Genomic DNA, 21,220 nt, shown 5'->3' with positions numbered 1-21,220 from the left:
GTTCACGCCTCCTGGCTCTGGCCGGCGGCCCGCTTGATCGCCGCGCGGATGCGCACGTAGGTGGCGCAGCGGCAGAGATTGCCACCCATCGCCGCGTCGATGTCCTCGTCGGTCGGGGCCGGGTTGGCGGTCAGCAGGGCTGTCGCAGACATGATCTGCCCGGGCTGGCAGTAGCCGCACTGGGCCACGTCCAGTTCCATCCACGCCTTCTGGACACGGGCGCCGACCTCGGACTGGCCGACGCCTTCGATGGTGACGACCTGGCCGCCCCCCACCGCTTCGACCGGCGTGCTGCAGGCGCGCACGGGCGTTCCGTCGACATGGACGGTGCAGGCGCCGCACAGGCCGACGCCGCAGCCGTACTTGGGCCCAAGCACTCCGAGCTGATCACGAAGCACCCACAGGAGCGGCGTGTCGGGATCGACCTCCGCCGAACGCGCCTTCCCATTGACGTTGATCGTGATCCCCATCCGCGCGTCTCCCCTTTTGTCGGCGAAACTGTAGGGGCGCCGGCGCGGCTGCGGCAAGCGGCCCTGTGGATCACAGTCGCGCCAGTGCAGGCCGTGCGGGGCGATCTTTCACGTTCCGCAGATTGAGCCGCCGAACGGATTGGTGTGTCGTCGTCGGGCAGTCGGTGCGAATCGGGGGAGCGCGCAGGTCGGCATGGTCCTGGGATTGATACTGGCGGGAGGACGCCCGAGCCGGTTCGGCGGCGAGAAGGCGGCCGCGCGCCTGGGCGGCATGCCCCTCCTGGCCCACGCCCATCGGCGGCTGGCCGCCCATTGCCGGATCATCGGGGTGAATGCGCCTCGGGTGTCGGAGGCGGGCCGCCTGGCGATCAGCCTGGGCGCGCCGCTCGTGCGGGACCCGCCGCACGCGCCCAGAGGGCCCCTCGCCGGGATCGCCGCCGGCCTCGTCTGGGCCCAGCGCGAGGACGAGGAGCTGCTCGTCACCCTGCCCTGCGACGCGCCCTTCGTGCCTGCCGACATCGCTCCGCGACTGCTGGCGGCGGCGGAAGGCCACGCCGCCGCCGTGGCGCGCACGAGCGACGGGTTTCAGCCCCTGTGCGCCGCCTGGCGTGTGACGATGCTGGACGAGGTGTTCGCCGCCCTGGCGGACGATCTCCATCCGCCGGTGCATCAGGTGCTGACCGCGGCCGGGGCCGCAGAGGTCCGTTTCAAGGACGCCGACGCCTTCTTCAACATCAACACGCGCCAGGACCTAGCGGCGGCGGAAGCGCGTCTGGCGCTCGCCGATCCCCGGCGCTAGGCGCGGTCAGAGCCGCGGCAGCTCGACGACGGCGTCAGGAAGCTCGTTGGGATTGTCCGACCTGTCGGCCGGCGCGTGCTCGGCCAGGATCTCGGCGCAAAGCCCGACGGCCGCGGCGAACCCGGAGCCGGTCTCCCCGCGCTTCAGTCCCGCGATCAGGGCCGCCATCGGCCGGTCCCAGGCGCCCGGCTCCACGCGGCTGGATATGCCCTCGTCAGCCACCAGTTCGGCCATGTGCTCGGCCATGGAGACGTAGATCAGGACGCCGGTGCGCGCGCGGGTGGCGCTGAGATTCTTGGCCAGGAACAGCTCGCGGGCTCGGCCGCGCACCCGCTCGCGCTTCAGCGGGCGCGGCGTCAGCACGCGGCGGATCGGGCCCCAGGCGGCCAAGAGGCCCGCCGCCACGAACAGCACGCCCTGCAGCAGGATGGCGCCAACCAGGGCGCTGCGCGCCGCGACCTCGGCCATGTCGCTCACCTGGGTCGCGCTCCAGCCGCCGTCCAGCAGTTCGGGCGCCGAGACCTCGACGCCGGCGAGCAGCAGGGCGGCCGGCCCCAGCAGGGCCGCGATCGCCGCCCAGGCCAGGGGCGTTTCGCGATAGTCGGAGGATTCCTCGGCCAGCACGCAGTAGATCTCGCCGCTCGTGCGCAGCTCGGCGGCGCGGACGGCCTCCTCGATCCTGCGGCGTTCCTCGTCGTTCAACATCGCTCACCAGCTCCCCGAAGATCCGCCGCCGCCGAACGAGCCGCCGCCGCCCGAGAAGCCGCCGCCGCCGAATCCGCCGCCACCGCCGCCGCCCCATCCGCCGTGACGTCCCCCCCGATGACCGCCGCTCGACAGGATGAACGGCAGCCACCACCAGCCGCCGAAGAAGCGGCCGAACAGGAACAGGAGGACGATGATGACGATGATGGCGACCGGGAAATGTCCGCCTTCCTCGGCCGGCTGCTCGGCCGCCTGGGCGGCGAGGGCGCGCGCCTCGTCCTCGGGCAAGCCGAGCTGGGCGATGATCGCTTCCGCCCCGGCCACGACGCCCCCTTCCATGTCCCCCGCCTTGAACGCCGGGATCACCTGGCGCTGCAGGATCAGGCTGGACAGGGCGTCGGTGAGGACGGGCTCCAGGCCGTAGCCCACCTCGATGCGGACCTTCCGCTCATTGGGTGCGACGAGGAAGACGACGCCGTCGTCGCGCTCCTTGCCGCCGATCCCCCAGGCGCGGCCGAGCTGGTATCCGTAGTCCTCGATCTCATAGCCCTGGAGATCGGGCACGGTGGCGACGACCATCTGGCGACCGGTCTTGTCCTCCAGGGCCTTCAGCTCGCCGGTGAGGCGCGCTTCGGCCTGGGGCGAGAGGATGTTCGCCTCGTCGACGACACGGCCGGTGAGCTGCGGGAAGGCGGGCGCGGCCAGGGCTGCGCCCGCCGCCGCCACGGCGACGAGCAGCACAAGGACCAGGACCGGCCACGCTGTATGCGGGCGGGCCCGCAGGGCCGGCCTCATCGTCCCGCCTTCACGGTGCCGGTGCGGCCGCCGGCGCCGGCGCGGCGGGGGCCGGCGCAGCTGCGGCCGGGGGCTGGAAGCTGACGCTGGGCGCCGTCTGCGCCGCCGCGCTCGCCTGGAAGGTCTGCATGGGCTTGGCCCAGCGGTGCACCGTACCGGCCCACAGGGCGCCGGGGAAGGTGCGGATCTCGGTGTTGTAGTCGCGTACGGCCTCGTTGTAGTCGCGCCGGGCGATGGCGATTCGGTTCTCGGTGCCCTCGAGCTGGCTCTGAAGGGCCATGAAGTTCTCGTTCGACTTCAGGTCTGGATAGCGCTCCTGGATCATCATAAGGCGGCCGAGGACGCCGGTGAGCTGGTCCTGGGCCGCCGCGTAGCGCTGGAAGGCCGCCGGATCGGTGATGGTCGATGGATCGACCTGGACCTGGGTGGCCGACGCGCGCGCCTCGGTCACGGCGGTCAGGACGTCGCGCTCCTGGGCCGCATAGCCCTTCACGGTCTCGACGAGGTTGGGGACCAGGTCGGCGCGGCGCTGGTACTGGTTCTGCACCTCGGCCCAGGCGGCCTTGGCCCGCTCATCCTTGGTCGGAATGGTGTTGATGCCGCACCCGGCGACCAGGAGCGGCGCCAGCACGATGAGGACCGCGCGCGAAAGACGGTGGCGAAGAGGGCTCAAGTCGGGTCTCCCCAGCAAGTCGTGACCATGTGTCAGCTTGGGCGCGGATTATGTGGCCCGCGCGTTGATCGGGCGCAACGCCCGTCGAATTAAGTCTGTGTAACGGCGCCGACATGCGCCGCCACAATTCCATTGGCCGGCCGCCGAATTTGCCCCACAAGCTGTGCCGGGCTTGGCAATGGCCGGGGGAGGAGCCGGGAACGGGCTCCGCGCCGGCGGGGGATACGCAATGGCGCAGGTCAGCGCCTACTACGCCGACAAGGCGCTCAGCGCCGCATTCTACGATCTGGTGACGGCGCACGACCGCAGCCTGGACGGCGACATCGAGCTCTACGCCGGGCTGGTCCCGCAGGGCGGAAGCGTGCTGGAGCTGGGCTCGGGCACCGGCCGGGTGGCCGTCGCCCTCGCCGAGCGGGGCTTTCAGGTGACGGGCCTGGACGCCGCGCCCGCGATGCTGGCGCGGGCCGAGGCGCGGCGGGCGAGCCTGCCGCCCGAGGTCGCCGCGCGCCTTGATTTCCGTCTCGGCGACATGGCGGCGCTGCGCCTGGGACGCAACTTCGACGCGGTGATCTGCCCGTTCTTCGGCCTGGCGCATCTGCCGGCCGGCGCCGCCTGGCGCAACGTCTTCGCCGGGGTCGCCGCGCATCTTTCGCCGGGCGGCCGGGCGGCCTTTCACCTGCCGGACCGCGAACTGATGGCCAGCGCCGGCGCGCCCGACCCGGTCCGGCCGGTGGCGCGACTGCCGGCGGACGGCGGCTGCGAGCTGCTGCTGTTCGTGCACGATCGGCGCTTCCGCGAGGGCCCCGGCCGCTTCGACCAGGTGATGGACTATGTCGTCATCGACGCGCGGGGCGCGGCCCGCCAGCGCTCACGCGAGCGCCTCACCTACTACGCCGCCGATCCGGAGCCTTTCGCCCGGGCCGCAGGCCTGGAGCCGCAGGGCGAGCCGGTCGACCTGGGCGGCGTCGGCGCCGTGCACCTGTTCCGCAAGCCCTAGGCGGCTTCAGCTTTCGGCGACGCGGCGCAGTCCCCCCAGGTCCAGCAACTCGATCCGGCCGTACCCGAGGCGCACCAGGCCGCGGCGCTGGAAGTCCGCCAGGTAGCCGTTCACGGTCTTGCGGGTGAGCCCCAGCATCTCGGCCAGGGCCTGCTGGCCCAGGCGCAAGGTGGTCTCGGCGCCGGTCTGGTCGAAGGCTCGGGCTAGGATCAGCATCCGCGCCGCCAGGCGCTGGCGCGGCGGCAGGGCGGCCGCCTCGGCGGCCACCAGCAGCATCCCGCGTAACTGCAGATAGACCAGGGCCGCCACCGCCCGCCAGATCTCCGGACGTTCGGCGGCGATGCGGGTCAAGGCCGCATCGGACACCTTCAGCAACAGGCTCGGCTCGGCGCACAGCACGGTGACCAGCCGCGGACCGCCGCCGAAGCGCATGGTCTGGCCGATCGCCAGGCCCACGCCGCCCGCGCCCACCAGCACCTCGCGGTCGCCGGGCGCCTGGCAGAGGATCTGCACGCCGCCCTCGATCACCACCAGAAGGCCCGTATCCTCGTCGCCCTCGGCCTGGGCCCATTGGCCGGGCTCCAGCCGCACGAGCCGGCCGTGCGCCAGGAGCGCGCGCACGAGGTCGGGGTCGTGGCCCCGCAGCCAGGCGGCCCGGCCCAGCACCTCGGCGGCCCGGTCTCGATCGTTCGCGCTCATGCGCTAAAGTAACTTGAGTGACAATCGCTGGCGAGGGCGAGCCTAGGATGCCGGAAACGAAGGCTTCCCGGGAGGACCCCGAATGACCCTGGCCACCACCCTATCGGTGCGCACGACCGGCGGCTGCGGCGCGGAGATCGAGGGCGTGGACGCCGCCCGCGCCAGCGACGCCGAGATCGACCTGATCCGCGAAACGGTGTTCCAGCGCGGCGTCGCCTTCCTGCACGACCAGAAGATGACCCCGGAGGAGCAGATCGCCTTCGCCCGCCGCATCGGACCTATCGTCGTCAACCGCTACTTCCCGAAGTCCGAGCGCTATCCGGAGATCGCCAAGGTCGAGAAGACCGCCGAGCAGACCACCAACATCGGGGGCGGCTGGCACACCGACCACTCCTATGACGAAGCCCCGGCCATGGGCTCGGTGCTGCTGGCGATCCAGACCCCGCCGTCCGGCGGCGACACCCTGTTCGCCGACATGTACGCCGCCTACGACGCCCTGTCAGACGGGTTGAAGGACACGCTGTCGCGGCTGAAGGCCCACCACGCCTCGGCCCACGTATTCGGCGAGGGCAGCGTCTACGCCAAGACCGACCAGGCCGTGCTGGCCGGACACAAGGACGTGCCCGAGGCGATCCATCCGGTGGTGATCACCCATCCGGACAGCGGCCGAAAGGTGCTCTACGTCAATCCCGCCTTCACCACCGGCATCGTCGGCTGGACGCGGGAGGAGAGCTTGGCCCTGCTCGGCTTCCTCTACACCCATGCAGTGAAGCCGCAGTTCGTCCACCGCTTCCAGTGGCGGCCGGGCTCGATGGCGATCTGGGACAACCGCTGCACCTGGCACCAGGCGATGAACGACTACCACGGCCATCACCGCCTGATGCACCGCATCACCCTGGACGGGGTGAAGCTGAGCTGAGGCTCAGTCCTTGGCGCGTTCCACGTAGGAGCCGTCCTCGGTCAGGATCACCACGCGGGTCCCGGCGGTGATGTAGGGCGGCACCATGATCCGCTGGCCGTTGGACAGCGTCGCGGGCTTGTAGGACGAGGACGCGGTCTGGCCCTTCACCACCGGCTCGGTGTCGGTGATCTCGAAGGTGACGCGCGAGGGCAGCTCCATGGCGATCGGCACGCCCTCGTGGGTCGAGACGTGGACGGCCATGCCGTCCTGCAGCCATACGGCCGCATCGCCCACCACGTCCGGCGGCACGACGATCTGGTCGTAGTTCTCCGGGTTCATGAAGTGAAAGCCTTCGCCGTCCTCGTAGAGGAAGGTGTATTCCCGCTCGTCCACGAAGGCGCGCTCGACCTGCTCGGTCGTGCGATAGCGTTCGGACACCTTCACCCCGTCCGAGATGCGGCGCATGTCGAGCTGGGTGACCGGCGTGCCCTTGCCGGGATGGATGTTCTGGGCGCTGAGGACCACGTAGAGCTTGCCGTCCATGTCGACGACGGAGCCTTTGCGGAGGGAGCTGGCGGCGACCTTCACGTATCTTCTTCCTTGACCACGCTGGCTTTCACGAGCCTGCGCGAGTTGGCTGGCGGATGGAGTTGCGCGCACCTATAGCGATCCGCGCCGAGTTCGCCAGCCCTTCGCGAGCTCACGCCGCGCATCCGAAAGGCCCGACCGTGCCCGATCCGACCGCCTCGCCCTGGTGGAGCGCCCATGTCCACGCCGACCGCCGGCCGCGGCTGCTGGCGCGCAACGCGATCACCCGGGCGGTCCGCGGATGGCTGGAAGGCCAGGCTTTCGTCGAGGTGGAGACCGCAGCGCTGCAGGTCTCGCCCGGCAACGAGGCCCACCTGCACGCCTTCGCCACCGAGGCGGTCGGTCACGGCGGCGAGCGCTCCCCGCTCTTCCTGCACACCTCACCGGAGTTCGCCTGCAAGAAGCTGCTGGCCGCCGGCGAGCGCCGGATCTTCAGCCTGGGCAAGGTGTGGCGCAACCGCGAGCGCGGCCCCCTGCACCATCCGGAGTTCACCATGCTGGAATGGTACCGGGCGGGCGAGCCCTACGAACGGCTGATGGAGGATTGCGCCGCGCTCCTCTCCCTCGCCGCCGAGACGGCCGGGAGCCGCGCCTTCACCTTCCGCGGACGAAGCGTGGACCCCTTCGCCGAGCCGGAGCGGATCACCCTGGCGGAGGCCTTCGACCGCTTCGCCGGAATCGACCTTCTGGCCACCGTGGCCGAGGACGGGGCGGTCGACCGCGACCGCCTGGCCGCCCAGGCTGGCGAGGTCGGGATCCGGGTCGCCGGCGACGACACCTGGGCCGACGTCTTCTCCCGGGTGCTGGTGGAGAAGGTCGAGCCGAACCTCGGCCAGGGCCGGGCCACGGTGCTCTGCGAGTATCCGACGCCGGAGGCGGCCCTTGCCCGCGTGAAGCCCGGCTCGCCCCGGGTCGCCGAGCGGTTCGAGCTCTACGCCTGCGGGGTGGAGCTGGCCAACGCCTTCGCCGAGCTCACCGATCCGGTCGAGCAGCGGCGACGCCTGCAGGCCGAGATGGACGAGAAGCAGCGCGTCTACGGCGAGCGATACCCCCTGGACGACGACTTCCTGGCGGCGCTGGGGCGCATGCCGCCGGCCTGCGGGGCGGCGCTCGGCTTCGACCGGCTGGTCATGCTGGCGCTGGGGGCCGAGCGCATCGACCAGGTGCTCTGGACGCCGGTGGCGGGCTGAGGCGCCGTTGCCCTGGCCGGCCGCATGGCCCATATGCCGCGCCCATGGCCGCATCCGACACCGCCGTTCCGCAAACCAGCGACAGGACCCTGCGCTCGGCCGCAGACCTGGCCTGCGCCGGGGTGATCGCGCCTGAGCGGCTGCCGGTGCTGGAGCAGGTGGCCGCCCGCTATGCGGTGGCCGTGACGCCGGCCATGGCCGAGCTGATCGATCCGGCCGACCCCGAGGACCCGATCGCGCGCCAGTTCGTGCCGGACGCCGCCGAACTGGCCCAGCGTCCCGGCGAGCGCGACGACCCGGTGGGCGACGCCGCATTCAGCCCAGTGGAGGGGATCGTCCACCGCTATCCGGATCGGGCGCTCCTGAAGATCACCCACACCTGCGCGGTCTACTGCCGCTTCTGCTTCCGGCGGGAGATGGTCGGCCCGCAGGGCCTGCGGCCCCTGTCCGGCGCGGCTCTGGACGCCGCCCTCGGCTATGTGGCGCGCACCCCGGCGATCTGGGAGCTGATCGTCACTGGCGGCGACCCGTTCGTGCTCTCGCCGCGCAGGATCTCCGAGCTGATGCGGCGCCTGGCCGAGATCGAGCATGTGAAGGTGGTGCGCTTCCACACCCGCCTGCCCGTCGTCGATCCCGACTCGGTGAGCCCGGACCTTGTCCAAGCTCTGCGCGGCGGCGGCAAGGCGGTGTTCGTGGCGCTGCACGCCAACCATCCTCGCGAACTGACCCCCGCCGCCCGCGCCGCCTGCGCCCGGCTGATCGACGCCGGCGTGCCGATGGTCAGCCAGAGCGTCCTGCTCAAGGGCGTGAACGACGATCCGCAGACCCTGGCCGAGCTGATGCGCGCGTTCGTGGAGACGCGCATCAGGCCCTACTACCTGCACCATCCCGACTACGCCCCCGGCACGGGCCACCTGCGGACGACTGTGGCCGAGGGCCAGGCCTTGATGCGGGCCCTGCGCGGGCGGGTCTCGGGCCTCTGCCAGCCGACCTATGTGCTCGACATCCCCGACGGTCACGGCAAGGTGCCGATCGGCCCCGGCTACCTCGGCGACGGCGAGGTGGAGGACTACCGGGGCGGGCTGCACGCCTATCCGCCCCGGACCTAGCCTTCCGCGGCCGCCAGCAGCGCCGCCAGCCGCTGCTCCAAGGGCCCGGCGCCGATATCGACCGGATCGAAGCCCAGCTCCCGATACGCCCGCTCGTGGGTCGCCTCGAAGGCCAGGGACTCCTCGAAGCTGATCCGGCGCGCCGCCGTGGGCTCGACGAAGCCGATGTTGCGCACGAACAGCACCCGCCGCTCGAAGGCGTTTTCGCGGGCGATCGCCTCCAGCTCCGCGGCCAGGGCGGCGGTGACCGGCCGGCGGAGGTGGAGCGCAAGGGCGTAGGTGCAGACCGCCGAGCGGTCGTGGAACTGCACCGCGGCCTCGCACGGCGCCCGGCGTCGCGTTCGCTGCGCCGCGACGATCCGATCGATGAACGACGGCTCCGTCCACGGTTCGGCGACGCCTGCCGCCTGGCGTTCGGCAATGACGTCGGTGGCCGCTTCCTCGACCACCGCGTAACCCCGCTGCGCCAGGGCGCGGATGAGCGTCGTCTTCCCGGCGCCCGGCGCGCCGGTCAGGATGAAGCGCTTCATAGACTCCTCGATCGGAAACTCCGGACGTCAGGTCCGGGTGGCGAACTCCGCATCGCCCGTTTCGGCCACCTGGGCGTCGTCGAAGGATGCGTGGGCCGAGGTGTAGAGACGCCGATAGAGCCCGTCCTTGGCCATCAGCGCCTCATGCGGCCCCTGCTCGACGATGCGGCCCTGGCGCAGGACCACGATTCGGTCGGCGTCGCGGATGGTCGCCAGCCGGTGGGCGATGACGATCGAGGTGCGCCCGGCGAACAGCACCTTCAGCGCCTTCTGGATCGCCTGTTCGGTGAAGCTGTCGATGTTGGCCGTAGCCTCGTCCAGGATCAGGATCTGCGGGTCGGCCACCAGGGCCCGCGCGAAGCTGATGAGCTGGCGCTGGCCCACCGACAGGTTGCGGCCCCGCTGGCCGAGCGGCGTGTCGTAGCCCTGCGGCAGGCGAGTGATGAAGTCGTGCGCGCTCACCGCTTTGGCGGCCGCGATCACGTCCTCGCGCGTGGCCGACACGGTGTTGTAACGGATGTTGTCCTCGATCGTGCCGGTGAACAGGAAGGGCTCCTGCAGCACCATGCCGATGGTGCGGCCAAGGGAGTCCAGGGTCACGTCGCGCACGTCCTTGCCGCCCACGAGCACCTGACCCTGGTCCACCTCATAGAAACGGTGGGTGAGGGCGATGATGCTGGTCTTGCCCGATCCCGTGGGCCCGACCAGCGCCACCACCTCGCGCGGGCGCACCGTCAGGCTGATGTCGTGCAGGACCGGGCGGGCCGGGTCGTAGCCGAAAGTGACGTTGCGGAACTCCACCGTCGGCGGCTCGTCCTTCAGCGCCACGGCGCCGGGCTTGTCCTGGATGGTCACCGGCACGTCGAGCACCTCGAAGATGCGATGTCCCGCGGCCATGGCCCGCTGCATGATCGTGTACTGCTGGGACAGCATCCGGACCGGATCGAAGAAGCGCTGAACATAGAAGATGAAGGCGACCATCACCCCCACCTCCAGCCGCCCGCCGATCACCGCATCGCCGCCGACGACGATGACGATGGCCATGGCGAGGCCGGTCAGGATGTCGACCGTGGGCACCATGATCTGGGTCATCCACGAGGCGCCGACCTGGGCCTTGAAATTGTCGTGGGCCTTGGCCTGGTAAAGTTCGTAGTTGACCGCCTCGCGCCGGGTCTCCTGCACGGTGCGAATGCCGTTGATGTTCTCGGCCAGGGCGCTGTTGGCCGTCGACGAGGCGTCCCGCGCCTCGCGGAAGCTCTTCTTGGAGAACGGCAGCCAGACCGCGCGGATGGCGATCAGCGCCGGCAGCACCGTCAGGGTCAGCAGTCCCAGCCGCCAGTCCATCACCAGCAGGGCCGCGGCGATGCCGACCAGCATCACGAAGTCGCCGACGGCTCCCGTCGAGCTTTCCAGGAACTCCTGCAGCGCGTTCACGTCACCTTGCAGGCGGGCCATGATGCGGCCGACGTGGGTCTTGTCCATGAAGGAGAGCGACACGTCCTGGAAGTGCGAGAACATCGCTCGCCGCACATCGAAGATCACCCGCTGGGCCAGGCGCGCCGACAGCCACTGCTCCAGGAAGAAGAAGCCGGTGAAGGCGAGACCCGCGGCCGCGAAGCCAGCCAGGGACAGGTCCAGCATGCGCCGGTCGCCGGACGCGGCGCTGTCCACCGCCATGCCGATGGTCATGGGGATGAAAAGCTGGCCGACGGCCGAGAGCAGCACCGCCCCGATGGCCAGGGCGAAGGCCCGCCGATGCGGCTTCACGTAGGCGAGGAAGCGCCGCGCCACCCGCGGATCGAAGGTCCCGAAGACGTCGTCCCCCTCCGGCGAGCCGAGGGAGGCGCGCGGCGCCCGCGCGCCGGGCGGGTTCGAATCGATGGCCGCGTCGCTCACGCCTGGGCTCCTTCGGTGGGCCGTTCGGCCGGGACGTCGTCCAGCACGCCGCCCTGCTCGATACGGGTCTGCAGGGCGTAGAGATCGGCGTAGACCCCGCCCCGGGCGATCAGCTCGCGGTGGGAGCCGCGCTCGACGATGCGCCCGTCGTCGAGCACCAGGATCTCGTCGGCGTGCATCAGGGAACTCAGCCGGTGGGCGATGATGATGGTCGCCTTGGTGCGGGTCGCGCCGGCCAAGGCGTCGCGCACGCGCCGCTCGGTCACCGCGTCGATCGCCGCCGTGGAGTCGTCGAAGATCATCACGCCCGGCCCCGGCACCACCCCGCGGGCGATGGACATGCGCTGGCGCTGGCCGCCGGAGAGGGCGACGCCGCGTTCGCCCACCCGCGTCTCATAGCCCGCCGGCAGGCCCGCGATGTGCTCGTGGATTTGCGCCGTCCGCGCCGCGCCCTCGATCCGCTGGTCATCCGCCCAGGGATCGGCGTAGGCGACGTTGTGGCCCACGGAGGCGTCGAACAGGAAGGCCTCCTGCTGCACCAGGCCGACATACTCGCGCAGGGAGGCCAGGGTCACGTCGCGGATGTCCACCCCGTCGATGGTGATGCGGCCAGCGGTGACGTCGTAAAAGCGCGGAACAAGGTTCGCGATCGTCGACTTCCCCGAGCCCGGAGGGCCGACGACGCCGAGGGTGCGGCCCGGCGCCACCTCGAAGTCGATGTCACTCAGCACCTTCTTGCCGCCGGGTTCATAGGCGAAGTCCACCTGCTCGAAGCGAAGAACGCCGCGGGTCGGCGCCAGCGGCCTGGCCCCGGGCGCATCGGCGATCTCCGGCTCCAGGTCGAGAACCCCGAACAGCCGCGCGCCCGAAGAGGTGGCCCGCGCCGCCGAGTTGAAGATCATCGCGATCTGGCGGATCGGGGCCTGCAGCAGCGTCATGTAGGTCAGGAACTCGGTCAGGCGGCCGACGCTCATCTGCCCCGCCAGCACCTTGTGGCCGCCCATCCAGAGCAGCAGGCCCATCGACGTGTAGTAGCTGACCTGCATCGCCGAGACGCCGCGCATGCGCATGGTGATGCGGCGGTTGGAGTAGTCCAGCGCCTCGCCCGCCGCACGGTCGAACTTGGACATCTCGAAGGCCTTGCCGGCGAAGGCGCGCACGACGCGGATGCCCTGGAGGTTCTCCTCCATCGTGAGGGTCAGGGCGGCCATCAGTTCCTGGACGCGCAGCCAGGTGACCCGCAGGAGATAGCCCATCCGCGCCAGGGCGAGCGCGGCGATCGGCACGAACCCGAGGCCCACCAGCCCCATGGCGAGGTCCGCCGACAGCATCATCCAACTGGCGAAGCCAAGCAGCATGGCCAGGCTGAGCACCGGCATCAGCCCGCCCTGGATGAACACCCGCGCCCCCTCCAGGTCGAGCATGCCGCGGGTGATCAGGTCGCCGGAATGGATGCGGTCGTGGAAGCCGAATGAGAGCCGCTGCAACTGCTGGAAGAACTGCAGCCTCAGGTCGTATCCGACCCGCTGGCTGACGTATTCGCCCTGGAAACCGCCGGCCATGGTCAGGAAGCCGCGCACCAGGGTGGCCGCGATCACCAGCAGCGCCGTCACCCACAGGGCCGAACGCGCCGCCTCGGCCTGGGCGGCGCCGGACTGGAGCAGCAACTGGGCGTGATCCACCGCCCGGCCGAACAGCTTGGGAAGCGTGAGGCTGGCCACCGCCGCCCCGAGATTGCAGCCGATGGCCAGGGCCAGCCGGCCCGGGTGCTTCAGCGCCAGGGCCGTGATCCGGGTGAGAACCCTCGGCGCTTCGGCCACGTTCACGGAGCCGAATTCGCCCGTCCCCACACCCCAGCGGCCGGGGCGGGAATTACTCATCACGAGTTCTTTCTTTCAGTATGCCGTCAATTGTGACGCGCCGGTCCGACTCGCGCCAGCGTTGTTTTGACGCCGCGGCAGGGAATGCCCTGCTTCGTCCCGGCGCGTGGGACGCACGACACAGTCAGGCGTTCGCCTAGGGGCCTATTGTGACGGACGGCGCCGCGCCCGGCCGTCCTTGGGCTCGACAAGCTGCGCCTCAGGCCGATCGCGTGCCCGGGACGATGGTGACCGGCGAGAGCGGCTGCGGCGGCTGTGGTCGCAGGCGCTCGCCCTTGAGCCAGATCTTCAGCGCCTCCCAGTGGATCGCCGTCAGCACCCCAAGGGTCATCCAGGGATGGCCGAGCCAGGCGCGCAGGAGACCGCCGTCGGTGAGCGGGCGCCGTTGGCCGGCGAACGCCGCGGCCAGCACCAGGCCGCAGCCGTCATGGGCGTCGACCCCGATCGCCACGGCCGAGCCGGGCGCGACGATCCGGAACCTGTAGCCGAGGTCCATGTCCATGAAGGGGGAGACGTGGAAGTCCTTGTCACAGGCCTGCCGCAGCCTCGGCCCCGGCGGCGCGGGGATCAGGTAGCTGTGTTTCTGGCCAAAGGTGTTGTTCACCTCGTAGATCACGGCTGACAGCCCGCCGGCCGGGTCATGGCAGAACCAGACGCTCAGGGGATTGAAGCCGAACCCCAGGATCCTGGGCATCGACAGGATGCGGATGGCGCCCCCGTACGGCAGGCCTGCGGCCTTAAGTTGCGTCTCGGCCCAGGTCCGCAGATCGCCGCCGCGGCGGTCGCCGTGATCGGCGTCGTGGAAGCTCAGAAGCCCGAAGCGGTTGCGCGCGAACAGCCGTGAGCGCCGCGCCAGGCCGTCGATCTCGTCGAGGTCCAGCAGCAGCATGAAGATGCGGTATCGCAGCCGGTGCGCCCGGGGCCGCCTGCGCACGTGGCTGACCACGCCCGCATAGAGTCCCGAGGTCTCGACGCTCACGCAGCCTTCTCCACCGCCGCAGGCGCGGCCGCCGGAGGCAGACGGATGCGGCCGGACTCGTTCGCCACCGTCCAGGGCCGGCGCACTCCGCCCAGGGCTTCGGCGACCGCCAGCCCGGCCTGCAGCGCATCCTCGTGGAACCCGTGGCCGAAGTAGGAGCCGCAGAACCAGGTGCGCCGACCGCCCTGCAGCGACCAGAGCTCGTCCTGGGCGGCGATGGCCCCCGCGTCGAACAGCGGATGGTCATAGACGTCGGTGTGGATCACCGCCTCGGGCGCGATGGCCTTGGTCGGATTGATCGTCACGAAGAGGCTGGGCGCCTCCTTCAGATGCTGCAGCCGGTTCATCCAGTAGGTGACGCAGCCGGCGGCGGGATCGTCGCGCCGGCCGATATGGTTCCAGGCGGCCCAGGCCATGCGGCGGCGCGGCATCAGGGCCTTGTCGGTATGCAGGACCGCAAGGTTGCGGCTGTAGCGGAAGGCGCCGAGAATCCGCGCCTCGTCCGGGGCGGGCTCTTCCAGCAGCTCCAGGGCGTGATCGGCGTGGGTGGCGATCACCACGTGGTCGAAGCGGCTGGCCTGACCTTGCGCGTCGCGCAGCTCCACCCCGTCGGCGCCCCGGCGGACGGAGACGATGCGGGCGCCTTTGCGCACCTCCATGTTCGCCTCGGCCGAGAGCGCCGCCACATAGCTGCGGCTGCCGCCGGCGACCGTGCGCCACAGGCCTCGGCCGAACACCTGCATCATGCCGTGGTTCTGGAAGAAGCGGATCAGGGCGGCGGCCGGATAGTCCCGGATGGCGCCGAGCGGCGTCGACCAGATCGCCGAGGCCTGCGGCAGCAGGTGGTCTTCCTGGAAGGCGCGGCAGTAGCCCTTGGACTCAAGGTAGTCGCCGAGCGCGGTCAGCGGCTGTTCCAGCCCGGCCAGGTCCTTCGGACCCTCCCGGTAGAAGCGGGTGACGTCCCTGAGCATGGCCCAGAACCGGCGGCTGAAGAGATTGCGCCGCTGGGCGAAGAGGCCCGCGCCATAGCTCGAATACTCGAAGCCTCCGTCGTCCAGGGACACGCTCAGCGACATGTCCGTCGCCCGGCTTGCGACGCCGAGATGATCGAGGAGGGCGGTGAAGTTCGGATAGTTGGCCTCGTTGTAGACGATGAAGCCGGTGTCCACCGGAACCGGGCGCTCAAGGCCGGGGGCTTCGACGGTGTTCGCGTGGCCGCCCAGGCGCCCGTCGCTCTCGAACAGGGTCACCCGGTGGCGTCGTCCCAGCAGCCACGCGGCCGAAAGGCCGGCGATCCCCGCGCCGACGACGGCGATGTTGAATGGTCGTTCCTTTGGCATCGATCCCCGTCCGAACTCGCCCCGCCTCTGCGGAGCCCATGCCCAGTTACGGATCGCCAGAAGCGCCGGATGCAGGCGCATCCGCAGCGCGCGCGTCTGCGTAGATCGCCCAGGAGCGCCCGCCGGGCGCATCGCCGGGAGACCCGCCATGAGCTTCGTCGCGCGCACGATCCACGCCTTCGAGGGCGCGCCCCTGCCGGACGTGATGCGCCGCGCCGCCATCGAACTCCTGGTGGCCCGCGCCCGCCGCGGCCTCTCCGAAGCGCCCGCCGACGCGGAGGCCCGCTTCGCCGAGGAGATGGCGGCTCGCCCGATCGCCGAACATGCGGACGCGGCCAATGCGCAGCACTACGAACTGCCCGCCGCCTTCTTCCGGGCGGTGCTTGGCCCGCAGCTCAAGTACTCCTGCTGCTTCTATCCCACCGGCGCAGAGAGCCTGGCCGAGGCCGAGGAGCAGGCCCTGCTGGAGACCGCCGTCCACGCCGACCTGCGCGACGGACAGACCATCCTGGAGCTTGGCTGCGGCTGGGGCTCGCTTTCGCTGTGGATGGCCCGCACCCTCCCCGCCGCGCGGATCACCGCGGTCTCCAACTCCGCGAGCCAGGGCGACTTCATCCGCGCCCGCGCCGCCGCCGAAGGTCTGACGAACCTTACGGTGCTCACCGCCGACATGAACGTGTTCCAGGCGCCGGGCGTGTACGACCGGATCGTCTCGGTCGAGATGTTCGAGCACATGGCCAACTGGCGGGCGCTTCTGAGCCGGGCCCGTGACTGGCTGAAGCCGGACGGGCGGCTGTTCATCCACGTCTTCACCCACCGCTCCACGCCCTATCGCTTCGTGGTCGAGGACGAGGCCGACTGGATCGGCCGCTACTTCTTCTCCGGCGGCGTCATGCCGAGCCACGGGTTGATCCGGCGCTTCGGCGACCTCTTCGAGGTCGAGGCGGACTGGCGCTGGTCCGGCCGCCTCTATCAGCGCACCGCGCTCGACTGGCTGGCGAACTACGACCGCAAGGAGGCCGAGATCGGCCGCATCCTGGAGGAGGTCTACGGCGCGGAGGCGATGCTGTGGCGAAGGCGCTGGCGGCTGTTCTTCCTCGCCACGGCGGGCCTGTTCGGCCATCGCGGCGGCGAGGAGTGGGGCGTCTCCCACTATCGCCTGAAACCCGCCTGACCCTGGGAGGACGAACGATGCGCCGCTACGCCGTCGGCTATCTCGCCGCCGGGCTCGCCATGGGCCTGCTGGACGCGGTCTGGCTCACGCAAGTCGGGCCCTACCTCTATCGCCCGGCCCTCGATCCGGTGCTGGCCGACGCCTTCCGGCCGGTCCCGGCGCTGGCCTTCTATCTCGCCTATGTGGCAGGCGTGATGCTGCTCGCCGTCCGCCCGGCCCTGCGGGAGGGGACCATACGGGCGGCGGCGACCAACGGCGCTCTCCTGGGGGCCATGGCCTACGCCACCTACGACCTGACCAACCAGGCCACGCTCAAGGTGTGGTCGACGACGATCACCGTGATCGACGTCACCTGGGGCGCGACCCTCACAGCCGTCGCCGCCGCAGCCGGCTTCGAGGCCATGCGCCGCCTGGGTGCGATTCGGTCTTAGTTCGAATTCCGGCGGCGTTTACCGCTGCGTCATCCCCTGTCATTGTGCCGCCCCAGGCGGGCGCGGTGGTCCCGCGCGGGCCTATTCTTCGCCCGCGCTCACCGCACCGGATCCCCGCCCTTTGATTTGGTCTGCGTCGCCGCACCGCCCCGCCAGAGGGCGCGCGACGGCGGCGCCCGGGAGGATACTGATGCAGGATTTGAAAGAGCGCTTCGACCTGACCCAAGCCCTGACGGCCGCCGCGCCGGTGGGCATGATCCCCGCCGTCTGGGCCAAGGTCCAGCCGGACCGCGTGGCGATCCACGATCCCTCAGGCCGCACGCGCACCTTCGCCGAACTGAACGCCAACGCGAACCGGATCGCCCGGCTGCTGCGCGCCTCCGGCCTCAAGGCCGGGGATTCCCTGGCCCTGGTCTGCTCCAACCGCGCCGAGTTCGTCGAGGTGCTCGCCGCCACCAAGCGGACCGGCATCCGGATCACTCCGGTGAACTGGCATCTGACCGCCGACGAGATCGCCTACATCATCCAGGACTGCGAGGCCAAGGCGGTGTTCGCCGACGCCCGGGTCGCCGCCGCCGGCCCGGCGGTCGAGATGTGCCCCGACCTGCTGCTGAAGGTCTCTATCGGCGGCGAGATCGACGGTTTCGTCCCCTACGAGGATGCGCTGGCGGCGCACGATCCGTCGGATATCGACGATCCGGTGCTCGGCAACCAGATGATGTACACCTCCGGCACCACCGGACGGCCCAAGGGCGTCTATCGGCCCACGCCCCCGCCGGCGGCGATCACGCCCGTGCGCGGCGACTACGACCACCGCGAGCACGTGCAGATGTGCGCCGGTCCCGCCTATCACGCCGCGCCCCTCGCCTTCGACATCAATGCGGCCATGACCGCGGGCGTGCCGCTGGTATTCATCGATAAGTGGGATTCGGAGCATGTGCTGCGCACCATCTCCGAGAAGAAGGTCACCCACTTCCATCTTGTCCCGATCATGTTCCAGCGCCTGCTGTCGCTGCCGGACGAGGTGAAGGCGCGCTACGACGTCAGCCACGTGCGCTTCATAATCCACGGCGCGGCGCCCTGCCCGCCCGAGGTGAAGACCGCCATGATCGAGTGGTTCGGCCCGGTGCTCAGCGAGTACTACGCCGGCTCCGAAGGCGGCGCGGGCTTCTTCATCACCTCCGAGGAGTGGCTTCGCAAGCCGGGGAGCGTGGGCAAGCGGCCGGCCCTGCTGGGTTCCAAGATCATCGACGAGGAAGGCGCCGAGTGCCCTCCCGGCGTGCCCGGCACGATCTATCACCAGCTGCCGCCCGGGGGCGGTTTCCAGTACTACAAGGACCCGGCCAAGACCGCCGCATCGCGCCTGGACGACTATTTCACCATGGGCGACGTCGGCTATTTCGACGAGGAGGGCTACCTCTTCCTGACCGGCCGCAACGCCGAGACGATCATCTCGGGCGGGGTGAACATCTACCCGCAGGAAGTGGACAACGAGCTCATCAAACACCCGGCGGTGGAGGATTCGGCCACGGTGGGCGTGCCGCACGACGAGTGGGGCGAACAGGTCAAGGCGGTGATCCTGCTGCGCGAGGGCTATGAGCCCTCGGAAGCCCTGGCGCAGGAGATCCTGGACTTCGGGCGCCGCCACCTGCCGAGCTTCAAGGTGCCCCGCAGCCTGGATTTCGTCACCTCCCTGCCCCGTTCCGAGGCAGGCAAGATCCAGCGCAACAAGGTGCGCGCGCCGTACTGGGAAGGCCGCAAGCGCCAGATCTAGGATCCCGGCCTGGATGTGGCGGCTCCCGCTGAAAAGCGCCGGCGCCGTCACATACCTGCGACCTTCGGCGGCTAAGGCGGCGGCCGAGTTCGAGTTGGGAGCGCCTCATGCCGCGCATCGATCGTCGCAGCGTCCTCGCGGGCGCGGCCGGATTCCTTCTGCCCCCGGCCATCGCCCGGGCCCGCGGCATCGACGCGGCCGTGCGCACCGGCACGATCGCCGACGTCGAGCACGTGGTGATCTTCATGCAGGAAAACCGCTCCTTCGATCACTACTTCGGCACGATGAACGGGGTGCGCGGCTTCGGCGACCGCTTCCCGATCCCGCTGAGCGACGTGGAGGGCGCCCAGGACCGGACGGTCTGGGTCCAGGAGCACACCAAGGCCGGCGCGGGACCGCGCCTGATCGCGCCCTTCCCGCTGGACACCGCCCAGAGCTTCGCCCTCATGCGGGTGGAGGGCACGCCGCATAGCTGGCCGGACGCGCAGGCCGCCTGGGACGAGGGGCGGATGAGCCGCTGGCCCGACGCCAAGACCGCCCACGCCATGGGCTACTACCGGGCCTCCGACATCCCCTTCCAGTTCGCCCTCGCCGACGCCTTCACCCTCTGCGACGCCTACCACTGCTCCATCCAGACCGGGACCAACACCAACCGGCTAATGCTCTGGACGGGGACGAACGATCCTGGCGGCAAGAACGGCGGCCCGGCGATCGGCAACTCGCACGACAACGTGCCGAGCCTCGGCGGCCATCCACAGGACTACACCTGGACCACCTATGTGGAGCGCCTTGGCAAGGCCGGGATCACCTGGCGCGTCTACCAGGACATGGCCGACAACTTCGAGGACAACCCCCTGGCCGGCTTCGCCAGCTTCCGGCAGGCCTTCGCCGGCGCCCCCGGCGCCGATCCCGTCCTCAAGGAACTGGGCCTTGGCACCCGCAAGCTCGACGGCCTGAAGGCGGACGTGCTGGCCGGACGACTGCCGCAGGTCTCCTTCATCGTCGCCCCGGCGGCGGAATCGGAACACCCCGGCCCCTCGAGCCCGGCCCAAGGCGCCGACTACACCGCCCAGGTGCTCGACGCCCTGACCGCCGATCCGAAGGTGTGGGCCCGCACCGTGCTCTTCATCATGTTCGACGAGAACGACGGCTTCTTCGACCACGTGCCGCCGCCGGCGCCGCCCTCCCGCGACGCCGCCCGCCCCGGCGGCCTGGCGGGCGGCTCGACCGCGGACCTGACCGGCGAACACCACCTGGTCCGCAGCGAGGCCGACGCCCCGTCCGAGCGCCCCGAGCTGATCGGCCGGCCCTACGGCCTGGGTCCGCGGGTGCCGCTCTATGTCGTCTCGCCCTGGAGCCGCGGCGGCTTCGTCAACTCCCAGGTCGCCGACCACACCTCGGTGATCCGCTTCCTGGAGACGCGCTTCGGCGTGACCGAGCCCAATATCTCGCCCTGGCGACGTGCGGTTTGCGGCGACCTGACCTCCTGCTTCGACTTCAGGACGCCCAACGACGCCGCCTTCACCGCGGCCCTGCCGGCCACGGCGGCCGTCGCCGACCGCGCCAAGGCCCTGCCCGGCCGAACCACGCCAGCGACGCCTGCCGTTCCGCACGCGCCCGAACAGGCGGCCGGGCCCCGGCCCTCCCGCGCCCTGCCCTACGCCCTCGACGTCGCGGCCAAGGGCGAGGCGAGCGGCGTGCGGCTGACCTTCCGCAACATAGGCGCGGCCGCCGCGGTGCTGCACGTCTATGATCGCAAGCGCCTCGACCAGGCGCCGCGCCGCTACACCGTGGAGCCTCGAAAGAGCCTCACCGATCTCTGGGACGACGCCGACGGCTATGACCTGTGGGTCCTGGGCCCCAACGGCTTTCACCGCCACTTCGCCGGCCTCGCCGCGGCCGGCGAACCCGAGGTGATGGCCGCCTACGACGCGCGCCGCGCGCTCGTCACCCTGACCCTGCGCAATCCCACCCGCGAGCCCCTGACGGTGCAGGTGAAGCCGAGCGCCTACGGCGAGGCCCTGGCGGGCTGGACCGCGCCGCTCGACCCCCATGGCGCCGCGTCAAAGGCCTGGCGCCTGGGCGACACCGGCGGCTGGTACGACCTGACGCTCACCGTCGACGGCGAGCCAGCCTATCTGCGCCGCCTGGCGGGGCGTCTGGAGACCGGCCGCGACTCCGTCACCGATCCGGCGATGGCCGGTCCGGCCCTGATGACGCGACCCCTCTAGCACCAGGTCCCGGGCTCGGGCGCAATCTTGCGAAAACAAGCGTGTTTGGCGTGGCCATG

20 protein-coding genes are annotated in these 21,220 nt (G+C 70.7%); 9 read left to right on the top strand and 11 right to left on the bottom strand.

The genetic code is table 11. The features are described from left to right. Positions 1-2: 2 nt before the first annotated feature. Positions 3-470, bottom strand: a complete 468-nt coding sequence (locus ACK4YQ_RS05805; RefSeq protein ID WP_409609195.1) for a (2Fe-2S)-binding protein — start codon at positions 468-470, stop codon at positions 3-5. A gap of 193 nt (positions 471-663) precedes the next feature. Here ACK4YQ_RS05805 and ACK4YQ_RS05800 point away from each other — a divergent pair, with 193 nt between their 5' ends. Beyond that, the gene (locus ACK4YQ_RS05800; RefSeq protein WP_409609193.1) at positions 664-1,269 is read left to right on the top strand and encodes a molybdenum cofactor guanylyltransferase; all 606 of its coding nucleotides are present in this window, start codon (positions 664-666) and stop codon (positions 1,267-1,269) included. Positions 1,270-1,275: 6 nt separating this feature from the next. Here the strand turns inward: ACK4YQ_RS05800 and ACK4YQ_RS05795 are convergent, their stop codons facing one another. From ACK4YQ_RS05795 to ACK4YQ_RS05785, 3 genes are read right to left on the bottom strand one after another with little or no spacing between them, the layout of a single operon-like run. Further along, positions 1,276-1,974, bottom strand: a complete 699-nt coding sequence (locus tag ACK4YQ_RS05795; RefSeq protein WP_409609191.1) for a TPM domain-containing protein — start codon at positions 1,972-1,974, stop codon at positions 1,276-1,278. 3 nt (positions 1,975-1,977) lie between these two features. Continuing rightward, the gene (locus ACK4YQ_RS05790; RefSeq protein ID WP_409609189.1) at positions 1,978-2,769 is read right to left on the bottom strand and encodes a TPM domain-containing protein; all 792 of its coding nucleotides are present in this window, start codon (positions 2,767-2,769) and stop codon (positions 1,978-1,980) included. Positions 2,770-2,779: 10 nt separating this feature from the next. Continuing rightward, on the bottom strand, positions 2,780-3,442 hold the full coding sequence (locus ACK4YQ_RS05785; protein WP_409609187.1) for a LemA family protein: 663 nt from the start codon (positions 3,440-3,442) through the stop codon (positions 2,780-2,782). A gap of 229 nt (positions 3,443-3,671) precedes the next feature. Here ACK4YQ_RS05785 and ACK4YQ_RS05780 point away from each other — a divergent pair, with 229 nt between their 5' ends. Next, positions 3,672-4,439 carry a class I SAM-dependent methyltransferase gene (locus ACK4YQ_RS05780; RefSeq protein ID WP_409609185.1) on the top strand — a complete coding sequence of 256 codons (768 nt, stop codon included), beginning with the start codon at positions 3,672-3,674 and terminating at the stop codon, positions 4,437-4,439. Positions 4,440-4,445: 6 nt separating this feature from the next. Here ACK4YQ_RS05780 and ACK4YQ_RS05775 read toward each other — a convergent pair whose 3' ends face one another. Further along, positions 4,446-5,138: a Crp/Fnr family transcriptional regulator gene (locus ACK4YQ_RS05775; RefSeq protein ID WP_409609183.1), complete on the bottom strand. Its 693-nt coding sequence runs from the start codon at positions 5,136-5,138 to the stop codon at positions 4,446-4,448. Positions 5,139-5,220: 82 nt separating this feature from the next. On the opposite strand from ACK4YQ_RS05775, the gene ACK4YQ_RS05770 reads away from it, so the two are divergent. Further along, the gene (locus ACK4YQ_RS05770) at positions 5,221-6,057 is read left to right on the top strand and encodes a TauD/TfdA dioxygenase family protein (RefSeq protein ID WP_409609181.1); all 837 of its coding nucleotides are present in this window, start codon (positions 5,221-5,223) and stop codon (positions 6,055-6,057) included. Positions 6,058-6,060: 3 nt separating this feature from the next. On the opposite strand, the gene efp is transcribed toward ACK4YQ_RS05770, so the two are convergent. Continuing rightward, positions 6,061-6,627, bottom strand: coding sequence for an elongation factor P (gene efp / locus ACK4YQ_RS05765; RefSeq protein WP_409609179.1), 567 nt, complete (start codon positions 6,625-6,627; stop codon positions 6,061-6,063). A 140-nt stretch (positions 6,628-6,767) separates the two neighbouring features. Between efp and epmA the strand changes: the two genes are divergently transcribed. Further along, complete coding sequence (gene epmA, locus ACK4YQ_RS05760) at positions 6,768-7,817, top strand: EF-P lysine aminoacylase EpmA (RefSeq protein ID WP_409609177.1); 1,050 nt, start codon at positions 6,768-6,770, stop codon at positions 7,815-7,817. A gap of 44 nt (positions 7,818-7,861) precedes the next feature. Then, positions 7,862-8,926, top strand: a complete 1,065-nt coding sequence (locus ACK4YQ_RS05755) for a lysine-2,3-aminomutase-like protein (protein WP_409609175.1) — start codon at positions 7,862-7,864, stop codon at positions 8,924-8,926. Here the strand turns inward: ACK4YQ_RS05755 and ACK4YQ_RS05750 are convergent. From ACK4YQ_RS05750 to ACK4YQ_RS05730, 5 genes are all read right to left on the bottom strand, one after another. After that, positions 8,923-9,456, bottom strand: a complete 534-nt coding sequence (locus tag ACK4YQ_RS05750; RefSeq protein ID WP_409609173.1) for an AAA family ATPase — start codon at positions 9,454-9,456, stop codon at positions 8,923-8,925. The genes ACK4YQ_RS05755 and ACK4YQ_RS05750 overlap by 4 nt on opposite strands. 27 nt (positions 9,457-9,483) lie before the next feature. Beyond that, positions 9,484-11,352, bottom strand: a complete 1,869-nt coding sequence (locus tag ACK4YQ_RS05745; RefSeq protein WP_409609171.1) for an ABC transporter ATP-binding protein — start codon at positions 11,350-11,352, stop codon at positions 9,484-9,486. After that, positions 11,349-13,232, bottom strand: coding sequence for an ABC transporter ATP-binding protein (locus tag ACK4YQ_RS05740; protein WP_409609169.1), 1,884 nt, complete (start codon positions 13,230-13,232; stop codon positions 11,349-11,351). Before ACK4YQ_RS05740 ends, ACK4YQ_RS05745 begins: the two co-directional genes overlap by 4 nt. Positions 13,233-13,431: 199 nt before the next feature. Next, positions 13,432-14,211 carry a DUF1365 domain-containing protein gene (locus ACK4YQ_RS05735; RefSeq protein WP_409609167.1) on the bottom strand — a complete coding sequence of 260 codons (780 nt, stop codon included), beginning with the start codon at positions 14,209-14,211 and terminating at the stop codon, positions 13,432-13,434. Then, a complete protein-coding gene (locus ACK4YQ_RS05730) occupies positions 14,208-15,551 on the bottom strand; it encodes an NAD(P)/FAD-dependent oxidoreductase (protein WP_409609165.1) in 1,344 nt (447 codons plus the stop codon). Before ACK4YQ_RS05730 ends, ACK4YQ_RS05735 begins: the two co-directional genes overlap by 4 nt. 148 nt (positions 15,552-15,699) lie before the next feature. Between ACK4YQ_RS05730 and ACK4YQ_RS05725 the strand changes: the two genes are divergently transcribed. From ACK4YQ_RS05725 to ACK4YQ_RS05710, 4 genes are all read left to right on the top strand, one after another. Next, positions 15,700-16,725: an SAM-dependent methyltransferase gene (locus tag ACK4YQ_RS05725; RefSeq protein ID WP_409609163.1), complete on the top strand. Its 1,026-nt coding sequence runs from the start codon at positions 15,700-15,702 to the stop codon at positions 16,723-16,725. A 17-nt stretch (positions 16,726-16,742) separates the two neighbouring features. Further along, on the top strand, positions 16,743-17,156 hold the full coding sequence (locus ACK4YQ_RS05720) for a DUF2177 family protein (RefSeq protein ID WP_409609161.1): 414 nt from the start codon (positions 16,743-16,745) through the stop codon (positions 17,154-17,156). A gap of 190 nt (positions 17,157-17,346) precedes the next feature. Beyond that, positions 17,347-18,930: an AMP-binding protein gene (locus tag ACK4YQ_RS05715; RefSeq protein WP_409609159.1), complete on the top strand. Its 1,584-nt coding sequence runs from the start codon at positions 17,347-17,349 to the stop codon at positions 18,928-18,930. 107 nt (positions 18,931-19,037) lie between these two features. Continuing rightward, positions 19,038-21,161 carry a phosphocholine-specific phospholipase C gene (locus ACK4YQ_RS05710; RefSeq protein ID WP_409609157.1) on the top strand — a complete coding sequence of 708 codons (2,124 nt, stop codon included), beginning with the start codon at positions 19,038-19,040 and terminating at the stop codon, positions 21,159-21,161. Positions 21,162-21,220 lie beyond the last annotated feature (59 nt).

The sequence above is a fragment of the Phenylobacterium sp. genome (assembly GCF_046291545.1).
In the GTDB taxonomy this organism is placed as follows: Bacteria; Pseudomonadota; Alphaproteobacteria; order Caulobacterales; family Caulobacteraceae; genus Phenylobacterium.
Note: the sequence above shows the minus strand (reverse complement) of the source record. Positions and strands in the feature narration are given on the sequence as shown.